Here is a 21,125-nt window from a genome sequence, read left to right as displayed (position 1 = left end):
CCGCCAACTGTCAGCCGTCAGCCGTCAGCCGGGAACGCGACGTGCCCGCTGTCCTGCCGCGCCCGCGCGTCCCCGTGCCGCTACGCCACCCGCCCCCGGTACTCCACCGGGCTCACCCCGTACACCCGCTTGAACGCCGTCGACAGGGCGAACGCGCTGCCGTAGCCCACCCGGCGGGCCACCGCGTCGAGGGTGTCGGCGGAGTCGCGCAGGCGGTCGGCGGCGAGGGCGAGGCGCCAGCCGGTGAGGTAGGTCATCGGGGGTTCGCCCACCAGGCCGGTGAAGCGGCGGGCCAGGGCGGCTCGGGACACCCCGGCCTTCGCGGCGAGCGCGGCGACGGTCCAGGGGTGGGCCGGGTCGTCCTGGAGCAGGCGCAGGACGCCGCCGACGACCGGGTCGGCGAGGGCCCGGTACCAGGCCGGTGCCTCCGCCTCGGGTCGTGCGAACCAGGCGCGCAGCGCGGCGATGACCAGCAGGTCCAGCAGCCGGTCGAGGACGACCTCCTGCCCGGGTTCGTCCCGGACGATCTCCTCGGTGATGTACGGCGTGAGCGGGCAGTCCCACACGTCGGACGGCAGGCTCAGCAGCGGCGGCAGGGCGTCGAGCAGCCGCCCGCTGACCTCGCCCTGCATCGGGTAGGTGCCGATCAGCATCACGGTGTCCCCGTCGAGCCGGTCGCCCCAGGTGCGGACGCCGAGGTCCATGGAACCGTTGAGGGGCCGTCCGTCGGGGTAGCGGCACTCCTGGTGCGGCAGGATCACCGCCTGCGGTGCCGTGTCGGGGTCGTCTGCGCAGGTGTACGGGTCCGGGCCGCGGGCGATGGCGAGATCCCCTGCCTTGAGCCGCGTCCGTTCGCCCCGGTCGGGCACGATCCAGGCCTCGCCGCGGGCGACGAGCATCACGGTGAGCGGGGCCCGGTCCTCCACGCGCACCGCCCACGGCGGGTCGAAGCAGGCCCTGATCATGAACGCGCCCCGCGCGCGGGGCCCCTCCAGCAGACCGGCGAGAGCGTCCATGCGGCCAGCGTAGACGCGGGCGTATGGGAATGAGCCGTTCAGCGATGGTTCCGTGCGGCGTACGGCAGTTGACTCGACGGTATGACGAACACAGCGGAGAACACGGCTGAGAGCACAACACGGAACACACAGGTCACGACGGTGGTGGTGACGGGCGCCAAGGGGCGTACCGGGAGCCGGGTGGCGCGGGCCGCTGAGGCGGCCGGGCTCACGGTCCGGGCGGCTTCGCGGGCGACGGGCTTCGACTGGTGGGACGGCTCGACCTGGGCGGACACCCTGCGCGGTGCCGACGCGGCCTACCTCGCCCACCCCTCGGACGTCGGCGCCCCGGGCGCCGCCGAGGCGGTCGGCGCCCTGGCGCGGGAGGCGGTCGGGCTCGGGGTGCGGCGGCTGGTGCTGCTGTCCGCGCGGGGCGAGGACCAGGCCCTGCCCACCGAGGAGGCTCTGCGCGCCTCGGGGGCGGAGTGGACGGTCGTACGGGCGGCCTGGTTCGCGCAGAACTTCAGTGAGGGGCCACTGGTGGCGGAGCTGCGGGAGCGCGGTGAGCTGGTCTTCCCTGCCGACGAGGTGCGCGAGCCGTTCCTCGACGTGCGGGACATCGCGGACGTGGTGGTGAGCGTGCTGACCTCCGGCGACCGGTACGCGGGCCGGACCCTCACCCTCTCCGGGGCGCGGCTGCTGACCTTCGGTGAGGCCGTCGCGGAGATCGCCGGGGCGACTGGGCGCCCGCTGCGGTACCGGGCGGTCTCGACGCGGGACTACGGAGAGGCGCTGGTCGGTTTCGGTGTGCCGCCCGAGGAGGTGGCGAGTATGACGGAGATCTTCGACACCCTCCTCGACGGCCGCAACGCGCACCTCTCGGACGGCGTGCGGGAGGTCCTGGGCCGTGCGCCCCGGGACTTCGGCGACTTCGTACGCGAGGAGGCCGCGGCCGGTACCTGGAAGGCCTGAGACCGGCGCCCGTCACTTGTCCTCGCGCGGCTTCCCCTCCCCGTTGACCTGGGTGCTCTTCACGTGGGCGTTCTTCACGTGGGTGCTCTTCACATGGGTGCGCAGGCGGGCCGACACGTCCTCCGGCGGCAGGAAGCGGGACCAGCGTTCCGGGAACTCGGAGGGCATGTCGGGGTCGGCATCGCCCGCGGCGGTGGCGCGGGCGACGTACTCGGCGACCTGGGCCTGCCGCAGCCGCTCGTTGGCCTCGCGGGCCGCGGCCGTGGCGGCGGCCGGCCAGACCCGGTCGATGGCGGCGTTGACCGCGGCCCCGACGAGCACGGCGAACGCGGACACACCGATCCACAGCAGCACGGCGACGGGCGCGGCGAGGGAGCCGTAGATCGTGGGGCCCTCGACCGTGCTGGTCAGGTAGATCCGCAGCAGGAAGCTGCCGAGCACCCACATGCCGAGGGCGACCAGCGCGCCGGGCACGTCCTCGATCCAGGGGGAACGGACCGGGACGGACACGTGGTACAGCGTCGTCAGGAAGGCGATCGACAGGAGTATGACCACCGGCCAGTACAGGACCTGCACGAGCGTCGTCGACCACGGCACGATCCGCACCACCGCGTCCGGCCCGGCCACCATCAGCGGCAGCGCGACCGAGCCGATCAGCAGGGCCACGATGAACAGCAGGAAGGCCATCAGGCGGGTCTTGACGATGCCCCGGACCCCGTCGAGGCCGTACATCACGGTGATGGTGTCGATGAAGACGTTCACCGCGCGGGAGCCCGACCACAGGGCGAACAGGAAGCCGATGGAGATGACGTCGGGCCGGCCTCCCTTTATGACGTCGTGCAGGATCGGCTGGGCGATCTCGCGGACGCCCTGGTCGGACAGGACCGTGCGGGAGGCCTCCAGGAGGTTGGCCTGGAGGCTCTCGATGGTGTCGGCGCCGGTCCAGGCGTCGACGTAGCCGAGCAGTCCGATCATGCTCAGCAGCAGCGGCGGCACCGACAGCAGGGTGAAGAACGCCGCCTCGGCCGCGAGGCCCAGGATGCGGTACTCGATGCAGGAGTTGACGGTGTCCTTGACCAACAGCCAGGCGGTCTTGCGCTTGGAGACGTTCCGGTAGAGGGCCCGCGCCCGGTGGAGGCGCCCGGAGGGCGTGACGGGGGTTTCACTTGCTGGCTGCACCCCCTAACGGTATCCGTCGTGCCCGGCCCCACTCACCCACAGGCCGGGTCTTCGCGGACCGGGCCGCCCACGCTGGTGACCAAGGTGCTACCGCGGGGTACGTTCGCAGCATGGCAGGCAGCACCCACACCGTGACGAACCAGGTCCCGCCGCTGGTCGGGTACGACGTCTTCTCCGCCGACCGGGCCCTGGCCGCCGCGGTCGACCGGCATCTGGAACCCGACCTGCGCGACGAGGTCCTCGGCGAGCTGACGGCACTCGGCCGGACCTCCGGCTCGGCGCAGGTGCAGGAGTGGGGGAGGATGGCCAACGAGAACCCGCCGCGGCTGCTCACGCACGACCGGTACGGCAACCGCGTCGACGAGGTCGAGTTCCACCCCTCCTGGCACCGGCTGCTCGGCAAGGGCGTCTCGGCCGGTCTGACGGCGGCCTGGGACCGCCCGGCCGGGCATCTGCGACGGGCCGCCGCGTTCCTGGTGTGGACGCAGGTCGAGGCCGGCAACGGCTGCCCGCTGTCCATGACGCACGCGGCGGTGCCGGCCCTGCGCACCGACCCGGACCTGGCCGCCGAGTGGGAACCGCGGCTGACGTCCATGGTCTACGACCGTGAGCTGCGGCCCGCGCACCTCAAGGCCGGGGCGCTGTTCGGGATGGGCATGACGGAGAAGCAGGGCGGCAGCGACGTCCGGGCGAACACCACGTCGGCGCGGGCCCTCGCCGAGGACGGGACGTACGAGCTGACCGGGCACAAGTGGTTCTGCTCGGCGCCCATGTCCGACGGCTTCCTGGTGCTGGCACAGGCCCCGGGCGGGCTGACCTGCTTCCTGGTGCCGCGGGTGCTCCGGGACGGCACGCGCAACGTGTTCCGGATCCAGCGGCTCAAGGACAAGCTCGGCAACCGGTCGAACGCCTCCGGGGAGGTCGAGTTCGACGGGACCTGGGCGCGCCGGGTCGGCGAGGAGGGGCGCGGGGTGCGCACCATCATCGAGATGGTCGCGGCGACCCGGCTCGACTGTGTGCTCGGCTCGGCCGGGCTCATGCGGCAGGCCGTGGCCCAGGCGGTGCACCACTGCACGTACCGCGAGGCGTTCGGCGGGAAGCTCGTCGACAAGCCGCTGATGCGCAACGTCCTCGCGGACCTCGCCCTCGAGTCGGAGGCGGCGACGACCCTGGCGCTGCGGCTCGCGGCGGCCTGTGACGACGGCGGCGAGCAGGAGCGGGCGCTGCTGCGGATCGCGGTGCCGGCCGCCAAGTACTGGGTGACCAAGCGGTGCCCGCCCGTGGCCGTGGAGGCGGCGGAGTGCCTCGGCGGCAACGGGTACGTGGAGGAGTCCGGGATGCCCCGGCTGGTGCGCGAGTCGCCGCTGAACTCGGTCTGGGAGGGCGCGGGCAACGTCCAGGCCCTGGACGTGCTGCGGGCGTTGCAGCGGGAGCCGGGTGCGCTGGACGCGTACCTGCGGGAGGTCGGGAAGGCGCGCGGTGCCGATCACCGCCTCGACGCCGCCATCAAGAACCTCCTGACCGAACTCGCCGACCTGGAGGGCGTGGAGGGGCGGGCGCGACGGCTGGCGGAGCGGATCGCGTTGGTGCTCCAGGGCTCGCTGCTGGTCCGTTTCGCACCACCGCAGGTCGCCGACGCGTTCTGCGCGGGGCGGCTCGGCGGCGACGCGGGGGCGGCGTTCGGGACGCTGCCGCACACGCTGGACCTGGCATCGGTGGTGGAGCGGGCCCGGCCGGTGTCCTGATCCGGTCTGCGTTCTCTTCGCGTACGCGGAGAGCGGGGGTGGTGCTGCGCCGACACGGCACCACCCCCGCCGCACTGGCCCGTTCGAGCCACTGAACGCCGCTCGGGACGGCGTCGCTCAAGTTTCGGACACGGCCGGGCCGTGCCACCAGGGTTGCAAGGGGTTGCAACTTGCTGCTGACTGTGTGCGGACCGTGCGCGCACTCCTCGGGCAGGCGGCACTATGAGACGGACAGTCAAAAGCGACTCCGGGGGGGCGCACGCGTATGGACGTCACGCACTTGGCCGCCGTCGACAGCACGCGCGCGGCCCGGGTCCTCAGCGAGGTCCGGTCCGCCCGGCTGGCCGGGAAGCCCGCTCCGGTGGCGCCGCGCCCGGTGATCGAGCGGTCCTGGGAGCGGATGATGCGCAGCGGCGTCGATCCGGAGCACGACGTCCGGGCGGATCCGCTGTCCCGCGAGGAGGTGCAGCGGCGGCGCGAGACGTCGGCATTGCGCCATGTGCTGCCGGTGCTGCGGGAGGGGCTGCTGGCGGCCGCGGACGTCGCCCACCACATCATGGTGGTGGCCGACGAGGACGGCCGGGTGCTGTGGCGCGAGGGCAGCCCTCCGGTGCTGCGCAGGGCCGACGGGCTCGGTTTCGAACTCGGCGCGGACTGGCGTGAGGACGTCGTCGGCACGAACGGTCTGGGCACCCCGGCGGTGGTGCGCCGGCCCGTGCAGGTCTTCGCCTCCGAGCACTTCGTGCGCTCCCAGGCCGGCTGGACCTGCGCGGGCGCTCCCCTGACCGATCCGCGGGACGGCCGGCTGCTCGGCGTGGTGGACGTGAGCGGCCCGCTGGAGACGATGCACCCGGCCACGCTCGCCTGGGTCGGCTCGGTGGCCAAACTCGCCGAGGCCCGGCTGCGGGAGATGCACACGGAGTCGCTGGAGCGGCTGCGCGCGGTGGCGGCGCCGGTGCTGGCCCGGCTCGGCGGCCGTGCCCTGGTCGTCGACCCGGACGGCTGGACCGCCGCGGTCAGCGGGATGCCGTACGAGCGGCGCGTGGCCCTGCCGAAGTCGCTGTCGGCGGGCCCGAGATGGCTGCCGGCGCTCGGGCTGTGCTCGGTCGAGCCGCTGGCCGGGGGCTGGCTGCTGCGGGCGGCCGACGACGAGCCGGTGCCGCGCGGTCCGGCCAGGATCGTGCTGGACCTCAGACAGGCGCGGCGCTGGTCGGTGGAGGTGCTCGGCGGGGCGGGCTCCTGGACCCGGGAACTGAGCCCCCGGCACGCGGAGTTGCTGTATCTCCTCGCCGTCCACCGCTCCGGCCGCAGCGCCTCGGGCCTGGCCGGGGACGTGTTCGGGGACCCGGCCCGCACGGTGACGGTGCGTGCCGAGATGTCGCGGGTGCGGCGGTATCTGGGGGCGTTCCTGGAGCACCGGCCGTACCGGTTCGCCGAGGACGCCGAGGTCGAGGTGCTGCTTCCGGACGACCCGCGGGATCTGCTGCCGCACTCGGCCGCACCCGCGGTGAGCAGGCAGCGCAGACCCGCACCGGCGCCCTGAGGTTCACTCCGAGTGCCGTACAAGCCGCCCCGAGGGGTGCATCTTTCGCATATTTGCAGGGTCTTCGTCCCCCGCACCGCCTACCTGCCGTAGCATCCCTCTACGGACCACCCCACCTGCTCCTCCGTCAACGTACGGATCACCAGGCGCAGTTGGTCCGTCTCGGGAGGACGTTATGAAGCATCGCGGCAGACACCGGCGGCGCAGGCGGGGCAGGGCGCTGCGCGCGACCCTGGCCGGGACGGCTCTCGCGCTCACCGCCGCCGCCACCCTGATCAGCGCCTCGCAGGCCACCGTCGCCGACGCCCCCGGAGGGCTGAAGCCGGTCTCCGCGTCCGACGGATCCGGGCGGCTGCCGCTGGCCGAGCACCGGGTGCCCGGGCAGTGGCTGGACCGGCTCGCGTCGGAGATGGGCCGGCCCGTCGGCGTCGGCACGGTGCTGGAGGACGCCGACCTTCCCCTGCGGGACGCGGCCGGCTGCTCGACCGCCGAGAAGCACAGCCTGCCGGTCGAGCCGGCGGCCACGCGCGCGTACTGCTTCGGGGGTTCCGACACCCGGGGCTGGCGGGCCGGCGCGGTCACGACCTCGGGCGACGCGGACGACGACGGCCGCTGGGGCGGCAACCGCGTGATCCTGTCCGGCTGGACCCGGGGTGCCGCCGAGGGCGGGTCCATGGACGGTCCGGCTCCCGGGCAGGGCCTGGCCAAGGTCGCCTTCGTCGACGCCGACGACCCCGGCGCGCTCCGCTACACCTGGGCCCTGCTGGCCGTCCCCGTGGACGACGGGCGGGACTACCGGGGGCTGGTCTCCCCGCTGTCCGGCATGGTCTGGTACCAGGACAAGCTGCTGGTGACGACCCGCGAGGGCGACCGGGACGCGCTGTACGTGTACGACATGGACCGCATCCAGCGCGCCACCGTCGAGTCCGACGCGGTCGGCCGGGTGCGGGGCGGCTGGGCGGCGCACGGGTACCGGTTCGTGCTGCCGGCCGTCGGGTCGTACACCCTGCCCGGCGGGGACGACGCGTCCCGTCCGGCCACCGTCTCCCTGGACCGCAGCACCTCCCCCGACAGTCTGGTCGCGAGCGAGTGGGTGCCCGCGGACACCGACCGGCGCACCCGGCTGTGGCGTTACGCGCTGAGCCGGGAACCGGACCGCTCCGGCCTGCTCGCCACCGACTCCTCCGGCGAGGCGGCCCCGGTCGAGGCGTACGAGACGAAGACGGCCGACGTGCGGGGGGTGCTGGCCCGCCGTTCGGGCTGGTACCTGGACCGTGCGGCGGGCAGCCCGGGCGGGCACGGGACGCTGTGGCGCCAGGACACGGACGGCGCGCGGGCGGCGGAGTGCGGCACGGACGAGACGCGGCACTGCTGGAGCGGCAGGTCGGGCTCCTTGTCCTACTGGGAGGAGACCGGCGAGGTCTGGTCCCAGTCGGGGCGGATGCTGTTCGCGCTGCCACTGACGTCCATCGACAGGGCGTTGGGCTGACCGGCGCCCGCCCATGGAGCACGGGGACGATCGACAGACGAGTAGGTCAGATGATTTTCTGGCCCGCATGACCACCATCGCCGTGACCACTTGGTCCCTGGAGCAGACCGCCCCTACCGACCTGCTGCCGGCCGTCGCGCCGGACGGGGACGTCCGGGTCGTCCGCTCCGAGGTCCCCTCGCCCGAGTTCAGCCGGTTCCTTTACACCTCTGTCGGCGGTGACATCCTCTGGACCGACCAGCTGAGCTGGTCGTACGCGCGGTGGCTGGAGCATCTGGAGCAGCCCGGCGTGGAGACGTGGGTGGCGTACGACCGGGGCACACCCGCGGGGTACGTGGAGCTGGAGGCCCAGGACGACGGGGTCGTGGAGATCACCCACTTCGGCCTGCTCCCCGCCTTCCGGGGCCGCCGCATCGGTGGGCACCTGCTGTCGTACGGCGTGGCCCGGGCCTGGGACCTCGCGGACCGCTGGGCGGGACTGGCACCGACGAAGCGGGTCTGGCTGCACACCTGCAGCAAGGACGGCGAGCACGCGATGGACAACTACCAGCGGCGCGGCTTCAAGCTGTTCGACACCAAGGTCGAGGAGGAGGCGGAGGCCGCCGCTCCGGGACCGTGGCCTGGGGCGTTCCCCGTCTGACCTGGACGGACACCTCGGGGGCGCCCGATGTGACCAACGACACCCTTGTCTTGCTCTTCGAGACAAGGGTGTCCGCATCTTGGACGAAGCTGGACTCTGTCCAGATCGCCGTGACACGCTTCCGTCATGTCTGGAACTGGAATTGCCTTGGTGAGTCGGCGGCACGTCGACCTCGGCCGCATGTCCAGCGCCATCTGTCCGGCGCTCTGAGCTCACTCAGCCCGCGCCCGACATCTTTCTTTCCTGCCTCACTCCTGCGCAATGACGCGCCCCAAGCCCATGCGCCCGCATGCGCAGGTCAGAGCCGCATTCCCGCCTGTCCCGAAGGACGTATCAACCATGGCCGCCACCCCGCAGAAGCCTGCCGCCGCGACTCCCCGCCGCAAGGTGAGCCGTCACCGCGGTGAGGGCCAGTGGGCCGCGGGACACTTCACCCCGCTTAACGGCAACGAGCAGTTCAAGAAGGACGACGACGGTCTCAATGTGCGGACACGCATTGAGACGATCTACTCCAAGCGGGGCTTCGACTCGATCGACCCGAACGACCTGCGCGGCCGCATGCGCTGGTGGGGTCTGTACACCCAGCGCAAGCCCGGCATCGACGGCGGCAAGACGGCCATCCTGGAGCCGGAGGAGCTGGACGACGAGTACTTCATGCTGCGCGTCCGGATCGACGGCGGGGCACTGACCACGCGGCAGCTGCGGGTCATCGGTGAGATCTCGCAGGAGTTCGCGCGCGGCACCGCCGACATCACGGACCGGCAGAACGTCCAGTACCACTGGATCCGCATCGAGGACGTCCCCGAGATCTGGAACCGGCTGGAGGGCGTGGGCCTGTCGACGGTCACCGCCTGCGGCGACACCCCGCGTGTGATGATCGGCTCGCCGGTGGCGGGCATCGCCGAGGACGAGATCATCGACGCCACCCCGGCCCTGGAGGAGATGAAGCGCCGCGTCCTGAACAACCCGGCCTACTCGAACCTCCCCCGCAAGTTCAAGACCGCGATCTCGGGTTCGCCGGTGCTGGACGTGGTGCACGAGATCAACGACGTCGCGTTCGTCGGCGTCCGGCACCCCGAGCACGGCCCCGGTTTCGACGTGTGGGTCGGCGGCGGCCTGTCCACCAACCCCAAGCTGGGCGTGCGGCTGGGCACCTGGGTGTCGATCGACGACGTGCCGGACGTCTACGAGGGCGTCATCTCGATCTTCCGTGACTACGGCTACCGCCGGCTGCGCACCCGCGCCCGCCTGAAGTTCCTCGTCGCGGACTGGGGCGCCGAGAAGTTCCGCCAGGTCCTGGAGGACGAGTACCTCAAGCGCAAGCTGGTGGACGGGCCCGCCCCGGAGCAGCCGTCCCAGCTGTGGCGCGACCACATCGGTGTGCACCGGCAGAAGGACGGCCGGTTCTACGTCGGCTTCGCCCCGCGCGTGGGACGCGTCGACGGCGCGACGATCACGAAGATCGCCGACCTCGCCGAGGCCCACGGCTCGGGCCGGGTGCGCACCACCGTCGAGCAGAAGATGATCGTCCTCGATGTCGAAGAGGACCAGGTCGAGTCGCTGGTCGAGGGCCTGGAGGCGCTCGACCTGACCGCCCGGCCCTCCTCGTTCCGGCGCGGCACCATGGCCTGCACCGGCATCGAGTTCTGCAAGCTCGCCATCGTCGAGACCAAGCAGCGCGGCTCGCAGCTGATCGACGAACTGGAGCGCCGTCTGCCGGACTTCGACGAGCCGCTCACGATCAACCTCAACGGCTGCCCGAACGCCTGCGCCCGTATCCAGGTCGCGGACATCGGTCTCAAGGGCCAGCTCATGCTCAACGACCAGGGCGAGCAGGTCGAGGGCTACCAGGTGCACCTGGGCGGCGCCCTGGGCCTGGAGGCCGGCTTCGGCCGCAAGGTCCGCGGTCTGAAGGTCACCTCCGAGGAACTGCCCGACTACGTCGAGCGCGTCCTGAAGCGGTTCCAGGCCGAGCGCGAGGACGGCGAGCGGTTCGCCGCGTGGGCGGCGCGGGCCAGCGAGGAGGCCCTGTCGTGAGCGAGCGAGCGGCACCGTTCTACTGCCCCTACTGCGGCGACGAGGACCTGCGTCCGAGCGAGGCAGCGGAGGGCAGGCACGGCGCGTGGGAATGCGCGGCGTGCAGCCGGGCCTTTCAGCTGAAGTTCCTGGGGCTGCTGTCCCAGGGGCTGAAGCGATCCGATTCCGGAGGGGCACAGATATGACGACCGTTCAGCGAGAGCGCACCGCCGAGGATCTGAAGAAGCTCGCCGAGCAGGCGGGCCGCGATCTGGAGGACGCCTCCGCGCTGGAGATCCTCCAGTGGGCGGCCGAGACGTTCGGCAAGCGCTTCTGCGTGACCTCCTCGATGGAGGACGCGGTGGTGGCCCACCTCGCCGCCCGCGCCATGCCCGGCGTCGACGTCGTCTTCCTCGACACCGGCTACCACTTCGAGGAGACCATCGGCACCCGCGACGCGGTCGAGGCCGTGATGGACGTCAACCTCATCACGCTCACCCCGCGCCAGACGGTCGCCGAGCAGGACGCCGAGTACGGCCCGAAGCTGCACGACCGCAACCCCGACCTGTGCTGCGCGCTGCGCAAGGTCGAGCCGCTGGAGCGGGGCCTGAAGGACTACCAGGCCTGGGCGACCGGTCTGCGCCGTGACGAGTCCCCGACCCGGGCGAACACCCCGGTGGTCGGCTGGGACGAGAAGCGGCAGAAGGTCAAGATCTCGCCGATCGCCCGCTGGACCCAGGACGACGTGGACGCGTACGTCACCGAGCACGGCGTGCTGACGAACCCGCTGCTGATGGACGGCTACGCCTCCGTCGGCTGCGCCCCCTGCACCCGCCGCGTCCTGGAGGGCGAGGACGCCCGCGCCGGACGCTGGGCGGGCCGCAGCAAGACCGAGTGCGGGCTGCACGGATGACGACGACGATTCAGGAGAGTGACGTGACGACCGGAGCCACCGTCTGGCTCACGGGTCTGCCGAGCGCAGGCAAGACCACCATCGCCCACGAGCTGGCCGGCCGGCTCCGCGAGGAGGGCCACCGGGTCGAGGTGCTCGACGGCGACGAGATCCGCGAGTTCATCTCCGCGGGCCTCGGCTTCAGCCGCGAGGACCGGCACACCAACGTGCAGCGCATCGGCTTCGTCGCCGAACTGCTCGCCCGCAACGGCGTGCTGGCCCTCGTCCCGGTCATCGCGCCGTACCGGGACAGCCGGGAGGCGGTGCGCAAGCGCCACCAGGCGAACGGCACCGCGTATGTCGAGGTGCATGTCGCGACGCCCGTCGAGGTGTGCAGCGAGCGTGACGTGAAGGGCCTGTACGCCAAGCAGGCCGCGGGCGAGCTCACCGGGCTCACCGGGGTCGACGACCCGTACGAGGCGCCCGAGTCGCCCGATCTGCGCATCGAGTCGCAGAACCAGACCGTGCAGGAGTCCGCGGCATCGGTGCACGCCCTGCTCAGCGAAAGGGGACTGGCATGACGACCGCTGCCACCGTTTCCGAGGAGACCGACAGCCCCTACGCGCTGTCGCACCTCGACGCCCTCGAGTCCGAGGCGGTGCACATCTTCCGCGAGGTGGCGGGCGAGTTCGAGCGGCCGGTGATCCTCTTCTCCGGCGGCAAGGACTCCATCGTCATGCTGCATCTGGCGCTGAAGGCCTTCCGGCCGGCGTCGGTGCCGTTCTCCCTGCTGCACGTGGACACCGGGCACAACTTCCCCGAGGTCCTCGACTACCGCGACCGCACGGTGGACAAGCACGGGCTGCGGCTGCACGTCGCCTCCGTGCAGGACTACATCGACCGGGGTGTGCTCAAGGAGCGCCCGGACGGTACCCGCAACCCGCTGCAGACGCTGCCGCTGACCGAGAAGATCCAGGCGGAGAAGTTCGACGCCGTCTTCGGTGGCGGCCGCCGCGACGAGGAGAAGGCCCGGGCCAAGGAGCGGGTGTTCTCCCTGCGGGACGAGTTCTCCCAGTGGGACCCGCGCCGCCAGCGCCCGGAGCTGTGGAACCTGTACAACGGCCGGCACGCGCCCGGTGAGCACGTCCGCGTGTTCCCGCTGTCCAACTGGACCGAGCTGGACGTGTGGCAGTACATCGCCCGCGAGGGCATCGAGCTGCCGCAGATCTACTACGCGCACGAGCGCGAGGTGTTCTCCCGCAGCGGCATGTGGCTGACCGCCGGCGAGTGGGGCGGGCCGAAGGACGGCGAGACCGTCGAGAAGCGGCTGGTGCGCTACCGGACCGTGGGTGACATGTCCTGCACCGGCGCGGTGGACTCCGACGCCGACACCATCGAGAAGGTGATCCTGGAGATCGCCGCCTCCCGGCTCACCGAACGCGGCGCCACCCGCGCCGACGACAAGATGTCCGAGGCCGCGATGGAAGACCGCAAGCGCGAGGGGTACTTCTAGAGATGAGCACCATCACGACCGAGGAACTCTCGGAGACCACCCTGCTGAGGTTCGCCACCGCGGGCTCCGTCGACGACGGCAAGTCCACCCTCGTCGGGCGGCTGCTGCACGACTCCAAGTCGGTCCTCACCGACCAGCTGGAGGCCGTGGAGCGCGTCTCCGCGAGCCGCGGCCAGGAGGCCCCGGACCTCGCGCTGCTGACGGACGGCCTGCGGGCCGAGCGCGAGCAGGGCATCACCATCGACGTGGCGTACCGCTACTTCGCCACCCCGCGCAGGCGGTTCATCCTCGCCGACACCCCCGGCCATGTGCAGTACACCCGCAACATGGTCACCGGCGCCTCCACCGCCGAGCTGACGGTGATCCTGATCGACGCCCGCAACGGCGTCGTCGAGCAGACCCGCCGGCACGCCGCCCTCGCCGCGCTGCTGCGCGTCCCGCACGCGGTCCTCGCGGTCAACAAGATGGACCTCGTCGGGTACGACGAGAAGGTGTTCGCCGCCATCGCCGAGGAGTTCACGGCGTACGCGACCGAACTGGGCGTCCCCGAGGTCACCGCGATCCCGATCTCGGCGCTCGTCGGCGACAACGTGGTGGAGCCTTCCGCGAACATGGACTGGTACGGCGGCCCGACGGTGCTGGAGCACCTGGAGACGGTGCCGGTCAGCCACGACCTGAGCCACTGCCACGCCCGGCTGCCCGTGCAGTACGTGATCCGGCCGCAGAGCGCCGACCTCCCGGACTACCGGGGCTACGCCGGTCAGATCGCCGCCGGTTCCTTCCACGTCGGCGAGTCCGTCACGGTGCTGCCGTCGGGCCGCGCCTCGAAGATCTCCGGCATCGACCTGCTGGGCGAGCCGGTCGACGTGGCCTGGACGACGCAGTCGGTGACCCTCCTGCTGGAGGACGACATCGACATCTCGCGCGGCGACCTGATCGTCCCGAGCAAGGACGCGCCCGCGACCACGCAGGACATCGAGGCGACCGTCTGCCATGTCGCGGACGCCCCGCTGACGGTCGGGCACCGGGTGCTGCTCAAGCACGGCACTCGCACGGTCAAGGCGATCGTCAAGGACATCCCCTCCCGCCTCACGCTCGCCGACCTGTCCCTGCACCCGCACCCGGGACAGCTCGTCGCGAACGACATCGGCCGGGTGAAGATCCGTACCGCCGAGCCGCTGCCGGTCGACTCCTACGCCGACTCGCGCCGCACCGGCTCGTTCATCCTGATCGACCCGAACGACGGCACCACCCTCACCGCCGGCATGGTCGGCGAGTCCTTCGCGGCCCCGGAGCCGGTCAAGGACGACTCCGAGGACGACGGGTGGGACTTCTGACATGACCTTCCCCGACTTCTACTCGATGTTCGCCAAGGAGGGCGGCCGCGTCGGCAGCGGTGCTCTCGGCAGCGGGCAGGGCGGAGTGGCGCGATGTGTGTGCTGACGTACGCGCACTGCCTGCGCGCCCTCACCCCCCACCGCCGTAGACGAAAACCTGCCGACCTCCCGGCCACGACCTGAGAGACCGTGACCGCCGGGCCTCCGAGAGGACCACCTCCCGTGCCTGCTTCATCTGCTCTTCGCCGCGGTTTCGCGGTCATCGCCGCACTTCCCCTGCTCACACTGGCCGCCTGCGGCTACGGGTCCGAGGCCAAGGACGACGGCACCGCCAAGGTCGCCGCCGGGGCGAAGAAGATCGAGGGTCTCGACAAAGTCAAGATCGGCTACTTCGGCAACCTGACCCACGGCACCGCGCTGGTGGGCATGCAGAAGGGCATCCTCCAGAAGGCCCTGGGCGCCACCGAGGTGGAGCCGGCCGTCTTCAACGCCGGCCCCTCGGAGATCGAGGCGCTCAACTCCGGTTCGATCGACATCGGCTGGATCGGCCCCTCCCCCGCCATCAACGGCTACACCAAGTCAGCCGGCAAGAACCTGCGCATCATCGGCGGTTCGGCGTCCGGCGGGGTGAAGCTCGTGGTGAACCCGGACAAGATCAAGTCCCTGAAGGACGTCAAGGGCAAGCGGATCGCGACCCCGCAGCTGGGCAACACACAGGACGTGGCGTTCCTCAACTGGGCCGCGGAGCAGGGCTGGAAGGTCGACCCGCAGAGCGGCAAGGGTGATGTCACGGTCGTCCGCAGCGACAACAAGGTCACCCCGGACGCCTTCAAGGCCGGGTCGATCGACGGCGCGTGGGTGCCGGAGCCGACCGCGTCGAAGCTGGTCGCCGAGGGCGGCAAGGAACTGCTCGACGAGGCGACGCTGTGGCCGGACAAGAAGTTCGTGATCACGAACATCATCGTGCGGCAGGAGTTCCTGAAGAAGTACCCGAAGGTCGTCGAGGCCGTGCTGAAGGGCTCGGTCGAGACCAACAAGTGGATCAACGCCAATCCGGACGCGGCCAAGGAAGCGGCGAACAAGCTGCTGGAGAAGGAGACCGGCAAGGCGCTGCCCGCCGAGGTGCTGGACCCGGCGTGGAAGTCGATCCGGTTCACCGACGACCCGCTGGCCTCCACCCTCAACACCGAGGCGGAGCACGCGGTGAAGGCGGGGCTGCTGGAGAAGCCGAACCTGAAGGGCATCTACGACCTCGTTCCGCTGAACAAGGTCCTGAAGGCCGAGGGCGAGCCCACGGTCGACGACGCCGGCCTCGGCGTGAAGTAAGCCCGCGTCCCGAAGCCGCATTGTGAAGAGTTCCCAGGAGGTGACGACCATGGCCACGACCCTCGCCAAGGCCGCCGACGGCACCGAGTCGGCCACGCACGCCGCCCGGATCGACCACGTGTCGAAGTCGTTCGCGGGCCCCGCCGGGCAGCAGCTCGTCCTGGACGACATCACCCTCGATGTCGCGCCCGGCGAGTTCGTCACCCTCCTGGGGGCCTCGGGCTGCGGCAAGTCCACGCTGCTCAACCTGGTGGCGGGTCTGGACCGCCCCAGCGCCGGCGAGATCGCCACGGACGGCCGCCCGGCGCTGATGTTCCAGGAGCACGCGCTGTTCCCGTGGCTGACCGCGGGCAAGAACATCGAACTCGCCCTGAAGCTCCGGGGCGTGCCGAAGGCCGAGCGCCGGGAGCGTGCCGAGGAGCTGCTCGAACTGGTACGGCTGAAGGGCGCGTACGGCAAGCGGGTGCACGAGCTGTCGGGCGGGATGCGCCAGCGCGTCGCGCTGGCGCGCGCGCTCGCCCAGGAGAGCAAGCTGCTGCTGATGGACGAGCCGTTCGCGGCGCTGGACGCCATCACGCGGGACGTGCTGCACGACGAGCTGACCCGCATCTGGCGCGAGACGCAAGTGTCCGTCCTGTTCGTCACGCACAACGTGCGCGAGGCGGTGCGGCTCGCGCAGCGTGTGGTGCTGCTGTCCTCCCGCCCGGGCCGCATCGCCCGCGAGTGGCGGGTGGACATCCCGCACCCGCGCCGTATCGAGGACACCGCCGTGGCGGAGCTGTCCGTCGAGATCACCGAAGAACTGCGTGGGGAGATCCGCCGTCATGGCCAGCACTGATTCGACGACCGTCGCCAAGGACGGCAACGATCTCGCCGGGCTGGAGGCGGGCCTCGACGCGCTGGAGACGCGGCAGACGAGCCGGACCCCGTTCCGGCAGACCTTCACCCAGAAGATCCTGCCGCCCATCCTCGCCGTCGCGCTGGTGCTGGCCGTCTGGCAGGCGCTCGTCTCGTTCAAGGTCGTCGACGACCCGACCAAGCTGCCCGCGCCGTCCGCGGTGTGGGACGTCGTCCAGACGGCGTGGCTCCAGGGCGAGTTGCTCGGCTACATCTGGACCAGCGTCTCCCGCGGTCTGCTCGGCTTCTGCCTCGCCCTCGTGATCGGCACGCCGCTGGGACTGATCGTCGCCCGCGTGAAGTTCATCCGCGCGGCGATCGGCCCGATCCTGTCGGGCCTGCAGTCGCTGCCGTCGGTCGCCTGGGTGCCGCCGGCGGTGATCTGGCTGGGTCTGAACAACTCGATGATGTACACGGTGATCCTGCTCGGCGCGGTCCCGTCGATCGCCAACGGCCTGGTCTCCGGCGTCGACCAGGTGCCCCCGCTGTTCCTCCGCGCGGGCCGCACGCTCGGCGCCACGGGTCTGAAGGGCACCTGGCACATCGTCCTGCCCGCCGCCCTGCCCGGCTATGTGGCGGGCCTGAAGCAGGGCTGGGCCTTCTCCTGGCGCTCCCTGATGGCCGCCGAGATCATCGCGTCCTTCCCCGACCTCGGCGTCGGTCTGGGCCAGCTGCTGGAGAACGGCCGCAACGCCAGCGACATGGCCATGGTCTTCGAGGCCATCCTCCTGATCCTCATCGTCGGCATCGCCATCGACCTGCTGATCTTCAGTCCGCTGGAGCGGTGGGTCCTGCGCAGCCGCGGCCTGCTGGTGAAGAACTGAGTCCCATGACGAACAAGCCCGTCCTCCTCGTCATCGCCCACGGCAGCCGCGACCCGCGTCATGCCGCGACGGTGCACGCCCTGGTGCGCCGGGTTCGCTCGCTGCGCCCCGACGTACGCGTGGAGACGGGCTTCCTGGACTTCAACGTCCCTTCGGTGCAGGGGGTCCTGGAGTCCCTGGCGGTGCAGGGCGTCCGCGACGTCGTCGCCCTGCCCCTCCTCCTCACCCGGGCGTTCCACGCGAAGGCCGACATTCCCGCGGTCCTCGCGGACGCGCCCCCGCAGCTCCGCATCCACCAGGCGGACGTCCTGGGCCCCTCCCCCCTGCTCATGGCAGCGCTGGAGCGGCGTCTGTACGAGGCGGGCCTGACCCCCGCCGACAAGTCCTCGACCGGGGTCGTGCTGGCCTCGGCGGGGTCCACCGACCCGGAGGCGATCGCAGTGATCGCAGAAATCGCGCGGGAGTGGCGGCACACCGGCTGGTGCGCCGTGCGGCCTGCGTTCGCCTCCGCATCCCTTCCCCGCACGGAGGACGCCGTCCGCGAACTCCGCGCCCTCGGCTGCTCCCGGGTCGCCGTCTCCCCGTACGTGCTGGCCCCCGGCTTCCTCCCGGACCGCATCGCCCGGGGGGCGGCCGAGGCGGATGTCCTGGCGGATGTCCTGGGACCGGCGCCGGAGGTGGCGCGGGTGGTGCTGGAGCGGTACGAGGCGGCACAGATGCCGTTGCGGTCGGCCGTGAGCGCCTGACGTCAGCGGGGCGGAGTGACCGTCACGCCGCCGGTTCCTCGTGTGGCTGCGGCTGGAGGGCGAAGGAGTACGGGGCCCAGGGGCCGGTGATCTCCACGCGGAGGCCGGGGACGCCCTGGGCGGCCGCGAGGATGCCCGTGCGGAAGGCCTCGACGCGGTCGACCGGGACGAGGTAGGCGTCGTTGCCGACGTTGGTGCCGGGGGCCGAGCCCGCCAGGCTGCCGCGTTCGGGGGTGTGGGTGACACGGTCGACGGCGAGGGTGCGGGCCGTGTCGGTGAGGCGGGCGGCGGCCTGGGCGACCGTACGCCAGGCCTCCTCGTTCCTGCGTTGCCTGCGGCGGCGGATGACCTGGTAGGCACGGCCGACCCCGAGGCCCGTGACCGGGTCCTGCGCGGTCTCGGTGTCGGCTTCGGGCGGGGCGATGTCCGGGGCGGCGTAGATCTTGACGCCGAGTTCGACGTGGCCCGTGAGGCGGTCCAGCAGGGAGAGGAAGTAGCCGCGGCGGGTGTCGAGGGCTTCGCGGGCGCTGTTCTCGTCGCGGTAGACGGTGGCCAGGCGCAGGGGCAGCACGGCGGTTCCGGAGGCGACCAGGGCGGCCACCACGGCGTGGTGGGAGCGGACCGTGGACTCCAGCCAGTCCAGGTCGTCGAGGTGGGCCTGGAGGGGTGCGTCGTCGTAGTCGGCGGGTGGGACGTGGCCGACGGCGAAGGCGAGCTGAGGGCTGCTGACCGCCGGGGTGACCAGGTGGATCGGCTCTCCGGCGACACCGCGCAGGTGGGCCGCGGCCGCCGCGGCCTCGGGGGTGCGGCGCAGGACCGCGTAGGCGTAGACGAGGTTCGTGTCGCTCATGACTGCGGGCTCCTGTCGGTGGCCGTGCGATTCCTCTCGCGAGACTCCGTTCTCGTGCCGTCCTTCCGTAGGTACGGAAGGGGCGGCGGAGGTGTTCATTCGAACGGCCGGCGGGTTGACCTTGCCCCAGGGGCAGGGCGGAGGGTCCCGGCATGAACGGAGACTTCTCTCTGCGGCAGACGCCGTACAGCGATCCCGGCAACCTCGACACGCGGGGGCTGCCCCGTGCGCCGCGCCGGCTGGCCGCGATGGTCAGGGGCCTGATCATCCACCGGGGCGAGGGCGGGCTCTTCGGGTACGCCGTGCCCGAGGAGCGGCTGCACCATGACGCCGAGTCCCGGTACGTCACGGAGATCCTGCGGATCCTGCGGGAGCGCGGTGACACCCCGCTCACCGAACGGCGGGCGCCCGGCGGGAGGTTCGTGGGGACCTGCCGGGACTTCTCGCTCCTGCTGTGCTCGCTGCTGCGGGCCACGGGGACGCCGGCGCGCCTGCGCTGCGGGTTCGCCGGCTACTTCGCCGACGCCTGGTACGAGGACCACTGGGTCACGGAGTACCGTGCGCCGGACGGTGCTTGGCGGCTGGCCGACGCGCAGGTCCACAGCGGGTACGACGTGCCGTTCGACCCGATGGACGTGCCGCGGGACGCCTTCCTGGTGGCCGGTGACGTCTGGCGGTCCTGCCGCCAGGGCCGCCTGGACCCCGAGACGTGCGGGGTGAGCTCCGTCGCAGCACTCCGGGGCCTGTGGTTCGTGCGCGGCAACGTGCTGCGCGACCTGGCCGCGCTGAACGGTGTCGAACTGCTCCCGTGGGACGGCTGGGACCCGTGGCTGCGCAAGGGCGCGCCTCTCACCGAGGACGACCTCGCGGCGGCCGACGCGGTCGCCGCGGCCCGCTCCGAGGACGACTGGCCGCGGCTCTTCACGGATCCGCGGCTGACCGTGCCGGCCGAGATCACGTCGTACGCGCCCTATCTGGGCGACCGCCGCGTCACGTTGCCCGCTCGCTGAACGGGGTCGCCTGGTGGAACCAGAGCAGCCAGCGGCCCTCCGTCCGCCGCCACAGCGAACTGCGGTGTGCGCGGCTGCCGTCGTACTCCGTGTCGTAGGTGAGGTGCACCAGGTCCGGGGCGAGCTGCACGCCTCTGAGGGCGGAGACGGCGACGGGCCGATCACCGGGCTCGGTGGTCGCGGCCAGGGAGGCGATGATGGCGGCCCGGCTCCAGTGCCGGCCGGAGGCGCCGAACTCGTGGAAGTCGGGGTGCAGCAGCGCCCCGACCTGCTCGGGCGAACGGCGGACCTTCGGGGTGAGCAGGGCCAGTTCGCCCTCCATCGCCGACTCGACGGCCGGGTTGTGCTCAGACATCTGTCATCTCCACCAGCTTGACGACGGTGTTCCAGTTGCGGGTCGTGGCGATCACGCCCTTGTTGATGCGTGGTTTCGACAGGTGTTCGGCGAGCTTGGAGCGGCCCAGGCCGTTCGGGGCGTACAGGTACAGGGCCCGGTCGCCGAGGCGGAACTCCTCGGGGAGGTAGGCGTCCTGGTCGATCTCCGCGAAGCGGTCGGGGGTGACGGGGGCGGAGAAGTAGGTGACGTGGAGCTGCTTGGGCTCCAGGTCGGCGGCCGGGAACGGGCAGGCGTCGGCGATGGCCCGCAGATAGGCGTGGTCGCGCACGATCACGTCCACGCCGAAGCCGAAGCGCTTCTCGATGGCCTGCGCGATCTCGTCGGCCAGCGACTCCTCGCTGCCGTGGCCGGAGGAGAACACGGCCTGGCCGCTCTGCAGGTGGGTGCGGACGTCGTCGTGGCCGAGGTCCGCCAGCAGCGTGCGCAGGTCGGCCATGGGGACCTTCCTGCTGCCGCCCACGTTGATTCCGCGCAGCAGGGCCGCGTATGTCGTCGTCATCCGCTCACGATAAGGCGGCCGTCGTGCCCCGTGGGGGTGGGCACGACGGCCGCGGCGGGCAGCTGCCCGGCCCCGTAAATTACTCACCGGTCTTCGCGGGGCACAACCGTCTGCTCAGGATCCACACACCCGGGGAGCCCGAAATGTCTTGCGATAGGTGTAAGGGGCCACAGTCCGCGGGGGTCCTCCCCAGTGGGGAGGGAGCTCGCTCCGTGGGGATGAGTTCCGGCCCCGCCACTTCACCGGGCAGCACGA

The 21,125-nt window shown here is 71.7% G+C and carries 22 protein-coding genes; 17 read left to right on the top strand and 5 right to left on the bottom strand.

The features are described 5' to 3' along the window. Window positions 1-80: 80 nt before the first annotated feature. Complete coding sequence (locus AB0G20_RS23945) at window positions 81-1,016, bottom strand: AraC family transcriptional regulator (RefSeq protein ID WP_361305724.1); 936 nt, start codon at window positions 1,014-1,016, stop codon at window positions 81-83. Between the two features lie 81 nt (window positions 1,017-1,097). Here AB0G20_RS23945 and AB0G20_RS23940 point away from each other — a divergent pair, with 81 nt between their 5' ends. After that, window positions 1,098-1,967: an NmrA family NAD(P)-binding protein gene (locus AB0G20_RS23940; RefSeq protein ID WP_361305722.1), complete on the top strand. Its 870-nt coding sequence runs from the start codon at window positions 1,098-1,100 to the stop codon at window positions 1,965-1,967. Window positions 1,968-1,979: 12 nt separating this feature from the next. On the opposite strand, the gene AB0G20_RS23935 is transcribed toward AB0G20_RS23940, so the two are convergent. Further along, window positions 1,980-3,146: a YihY/virulence factor BrkB family protein gene (locus AB0G20_RS23935; RefSeq protein ID WP_361305720.1), complete on the bottom strand. Its 1,167-nt coding sequence runs from the start codon at window positions 3,144-3,146 to the stop codon at window positions 1,980-1,982. Window positions 3,147-3,256: 110 nt separating this feature from the next. Here AB0G20_RS23935 and AB0G20_RS23930 point away from each other — a divergent pair, with 110 nt between their 5' ends. The 15 genes from AB0G20_RS23930 (at window position 3,257) to AB0G20_RS23860 (ending at window position 18,114) form a co-directional block, all read left to right on the top strand. Beyond that, window positions 3,257-4,891, top strand: coding sequence for an acyl-CoA dehydrogenase family protein (locus tag AB0G20_RS23930; protein ID WP_361305718.1), 1,635 nt, complete (start codon window positions 3,257-3,259; stop codon window positions 4,889-4,891). A gap of 265 nt (window positions 4,892-5,156) precedes the next feature. Further along, window positions 5,157-6,434 carry a GAF domain-containing protein gene (locus AB0G20_RS23925; RefSeq protein ID WP_361305716.1) on the top strand — a complete coding sequence of 426 codons (1,278 nt, stop codon included), beginning with the start codon at window positions 5,157-5,159 and terminating at the stop codon, window positions 6,432-6,434. A gap of 175 nt (window positions 6,435-6,609) precedes the next feature. Next, window positions 6,610-7,923 (top strand): hypothetical protein, encoded by a 1,314-nt coding sequence (locus AB0G20_RS23920; RefSeq protein ID WP_361305714.1) that lies wholly within the window; start codon window positions 6,610-6,612, stop codon window positions 7,921-7,923. Window positions 7,924-7,990: 67 nt separating this feature from the next. Next, entirely contained in the window at window positions 7,991-8,563 is a 573-nt protein-coding gene (locus AB0G20_RS23915; protein ID WP_361305712.1) for a GNAT family N-acetyltransferase, read from the top strand. Between the two features lie 126 nt (window positions 8,564-8,689). Next, the gene (locus AB0G20_RS23910; protein WP_338117313.1) at window positions 8,690-8,773 is read left to right on the top strand and encodes a putative leader peptide; all 84 of its coding nucleotides are present in this window, start codon (window positions 8,690-8,692) and stop codon (window positions 8,771-8,773) included. A 129-nt stretch (window positions 8,774-8,902) separates the two neighbouring features. After that, a complete protein-coding gene (locus tag AB0G20_RS23905) occupies window positions 8,903-10,600 on the top strand; it encodes a nitrite/sulfite reductase (RefSeq protein ID WP_361305710.1) in 1,698 nt (565 codons plus the stop codon). Continuing rightward, on the top strand, window positions 10,597-10,785 hold the full coding sequence (locus AB0G20_RS23900) for a hypothetical protein (protein ID WP_361305708.1): 189 nt from the start codon (window positions 10,597-10,599) through the stop codon (window positions 10,783-10,785). The genes AB0G20_RS23905 and AB0G20_RS23900 overlap by 4 nt, the downstream gene beginning before the upstream one ends. Next, on the top strand, window positions 10,782-11,492 hold the full coding sequence (locus AB0G20_RS23895; protein ID WP_361305706.1) for a phosphoadenylyl-sulfate reductase: 711 nt from the start codon (window positions 10,782-10,784) through the stop codon (window positions 11,490-11,492). The genes AB0G20_RS23900 and AB0G20_RS23895 overlap by 4 nt, the downstream gene beginning before the upstream one ends. Window positions 11,493-11,515: 23 nt before the next feature. Beyond that, window positions 11,516-12,052: an adenylyl-sulfate kinase gene (gene cysC / locus AB0G20_RS23890; RefSeq protein WP_361305704.1), complete on the top strand. Its 537-nt coding sequence runs from the start codon at window positions 11,516-11,518 to the stop codon at window positions 12,050-12,052. Further along, entirely contained in the window at window positions 12,049-12,984 is a 936-nt protein-coding gene (gene cysD, locus AB0G20_RS23885; RefSeq protein ID WP_361305702.1) for a sulfate adenylyltransferase subunit CysD, read from the top strand. The genes cysC and cysD overlap by 4 nt, the downstream gene beginning before the upstream one ends. A gap of 2 nt (window positions 12,985-12,986) precedes the next feature. After that, window positions 12,987-14,321: a GTP-binding protein gene (locus AB0G20_RS23880; protein ID WP_361305700.1), complete on the top strand. Its 1,335-nt coding sequence runs from the start codon at window positions 12,987-12,989 to the stop codon at window positions 14,319-14,321. 222 nt (window positions 14,322-14,543) lie between these two features. Beyond that, window positions 14,544-15,647, top strand: coding sequence for an aliphatic sulfonate ABC transporter substrate-binding protein (locus tag AB0G20_RS23875; protein WP_361305698.1), 1,104 nt, complete (start codon window positions 14,544-14,546; stop codon window positions 15,645-15,647). A gap of 49 nt (window positions 15,648-15,696) precedes the next feature. Further along, window positions 15,697-16,485 (top strand): ABC transporter ATP-binding protein, encoded by a 789-nt coding sequence (locus tag AB0G20_RS23870; protein WP_361305696.1) that lies wholly within the window; start codon window positions 15,697-15,699, stop codon window positions 16,483-16,485. Further along, window positions 16,472-17,368 carry an ABC transporter permease gene (locus AB0G20_RS23865; protein WP_361305694.1) on the top strand — a complete coding sequence of 299 codons (897 nt, stop codon included), beginning with the start codon at window positions 16,472-16,474 and terminating at the stop codon, window positions 17,366-17,368. Before AB0G20_RS23870 ends, AB0G20_RS23865 begins: the two co-directional genes overlap by 14 nt. A 5-nt stretch (window positions 17,369-17,373) precedes the next feature. Next, window positions 17,374-18,114: a sirohydrochlorin chelatase gene (locus tag AB0G20_RS23860; RefSeq protein ID WP_361305692.1), complete on the top strand. Its 741-nt coding sequence runs from the start codon at window positions 17,374-17,376 to the stop codon at window positions 18,112-18,114. A 22-nt stretch (window positions 18,115-18,136) separates the two neighbouring features. Here the strand turns inward: AB0G20_RS23860 and AB0G20_RS23855 are convergent, their stop codons facing one another. Next, entirely contained in the window at window positions 18,137-18,964 is an 828-nt protein-coding gene (locus AB0G20_RS23855; RefSeq protein WP_361305690.1) for a GvpL/GvpF family gas vesicle protein, read from the bottom strand. Between the two features lie 152 nt (window positions 18,965-19,116). Between AB0G20_RS23855 and AB0G20_RS23850 the strand changes: the two genes are divergently transcribed. Further along, a complete protein-coding gene (locus tag AB0G20_RS23850; protein WP_361305688.1) occupies window positions 19,117-19,974 on the top strand; it encodes a transglutaminase-like domain-containing protein in 858 nt (285 codons plus the stop codon). Here the strand turns inward: AB0G20_RS23850 and AB0G20_RS23845 are convergent. After that, window positions 19,955-20,329, bottom strand: a complete 375-nt coding sequence (locus AB0G20_RS23845) for a nuclear transport factor 2 family protein (protein WP_361305686.1) — start codon at window positions 20,327-20,329, stop codon at window positions 19,955-19,957. The two genes, AB0G20_RS23850 and AB0G20_RS23845, sit on opposite strands and share 20 nt — an antisense overlap. After that, on the bottom strand, window positions 20,322-20,870 hold the full coding sequence (locus AB0G20_RS23840; RefSeq protein WP_361305684.1) for a DUF1697 domain-containing protein: 549 nt from the start codon (window positions 20,868-20,870) through the stop codon (window positions 20,322-20,324). Before AB0G20_RS23840 ends, AB0G20_RS23845 begins: the two co-directional genes overlap by 8 nt. Between the last annotated feature and the right edge of the window lie 255 nt (window positions 20,871-21,125).

It is taken from the genome of Streptomyces sp. NPDC024017 (genome assembly GCF_040638895.1).
Taxonomy (GTDB): Bacteria; Actinomycetota; Actinomycetes; order Streptomycetales; family Streptomycetaceae; genus Streptomyces.
The sequence above is the reverse complement of the archived record's forward strand: the minus strand, read 5'-3'. Positions and strand labels throughout refer to the sequence as shown.

What these genes read in the sequence shown, in the direction of transcription:
- AB0G20_RS23910 (WP_338117313.1), top strand. Translation starts at nt 8,690, where the DNA reads ATGTCTGGAACTGGAATTGCCTTGGTGAGTCGGCGGCACGTCGACCTC.
- AB0G20_RS23845 (WP_361305686.1), bottom strand. Translation starts at nt 20,329, where the DNA reads ATGTCTGAGCACAACCCGGCCGTCGAGTCGGCGATGGAGGGCGAACTG.
- AB0G20_RS23895 (WP_361305706.1), top strand. Translation starts at nt 10,782, where the DNA reads ATGACGACCGTTCAGCGAGAGCGCACCGCCGAGGATCTGAAGAAGCTC.
- AB0G20_RS23940 (WP_361305722.1), top strand. Translation starts at nt 1,098, where the DNA reads ATGACGAACACAGCGGAGAACACGGCTGAGAGCACAACACGGAACACA.
- AB0G20_RS23860 (WP_361305692.1), top strand. Translation starts at nt 17,374, where the DNA reads ATGACGAACAAGCCCGTCCTCCTCGTCATCGCCCACGGCAGCCGCGAC.
- AB0G20_RS23920 (WP_361305714.1), top strand. Translation starts at nt 6,610, where the DNA reads ATGAAGCATCGCGGCAGACACCGGCGGCGCAGGCGGGGCAGGGCGCTG.
- AB0G20_RS23915 (WP_361305712.1), top strand. Translation starts at nt 7,991, where the DNA reads ATGACCACCATCGCCGTGACCACTTGGTCCCTGGAGCAGACCGCCCCT.
- AB0G20_RS23840 (WP_361305684.1), bottom strand. Translation starts at nt 20,870, where the DNA reads ATGACGACGACATACGCGGCCCTGCTGCGCGGAATCAACGTGGGCGGC.
- AB0G20_RS23930 (WP_361305718.1), top strand. Translation starts at nt 3,257, where the DNA reads ATGGCAGGCAGCACCCACACCGTGACGAACCAGGTCCCGCCGCTGGTC.
- AB0G20_RS23880 (WP_361305700.1), top strand. Translation starts at nt 12,987, where the DNA reads ATGAGCACCATCACGACCGAGGAACTCTCGGAGACCACCCTGCTGAGG.
- AB0G20_RS23925 (WP_361305716.1), top strand. Translation starts at nt 5,157, where the DNA reads ATGGACGTCACGCACTTGGCCGCCGTCGACAGCACGCGCGCGGCCCGG.
- AB0G20_RS23865 (WP_361305694.1), top strand. Translation starts at nt 16,472, where the DNA reads ATGGCCAGCACTGATTCGACGACCGTCGCCAAGGACGGCAACGATCTC.
- AB0G20_RS23855 (WP_361305690.1), bottom strand. Translation starts at nt 18,964, where the DNA reads ATGAGCGACACGAACCTCGTCTACGCCTACGCGGTCCTGCGCCGCACC.
- AB0G20_RS23850 (WP_361305688.1), top strand. Translation starts at nt 19,117, where the DNA reads ATGAACGGAGACTTCTCTCTGCGGCAGACGCCGTACAGCGATCCCGGC.
- AB0G20_RS23905 (WP_361305710.1), top strand. Translation starts at nt 8,903, where the DNA reads ATGGCCGCCACCCCGCAGAAGCCTGCCGCCGCGACTCCCCGCCGCAAG.
- AB0G20_RS23945 (WP_361305724.1), bottom strand. Translation starts at nt 1,016, where the DNA reads ATGGACGCTCTCGCCGGTCTGCTGGAGGGGCCCCGCGCGCGGGGCGCG.
- AB0G20_RS23870 (WP_361305696.1), top strand. Translation starts at nt 15,697, where the DNA reads ATGGCCACGACCCTCGCCAAGGCCGCCGACGGCACCGAGTCGGCCACG.
- cysD (WP_361305702.1), top strand. Translation starts at nt 12,049, where the DNA reads ATGACGACCGCTGCCACCGTTTCCGAGGAGACCGACAGCCCCTACGCG.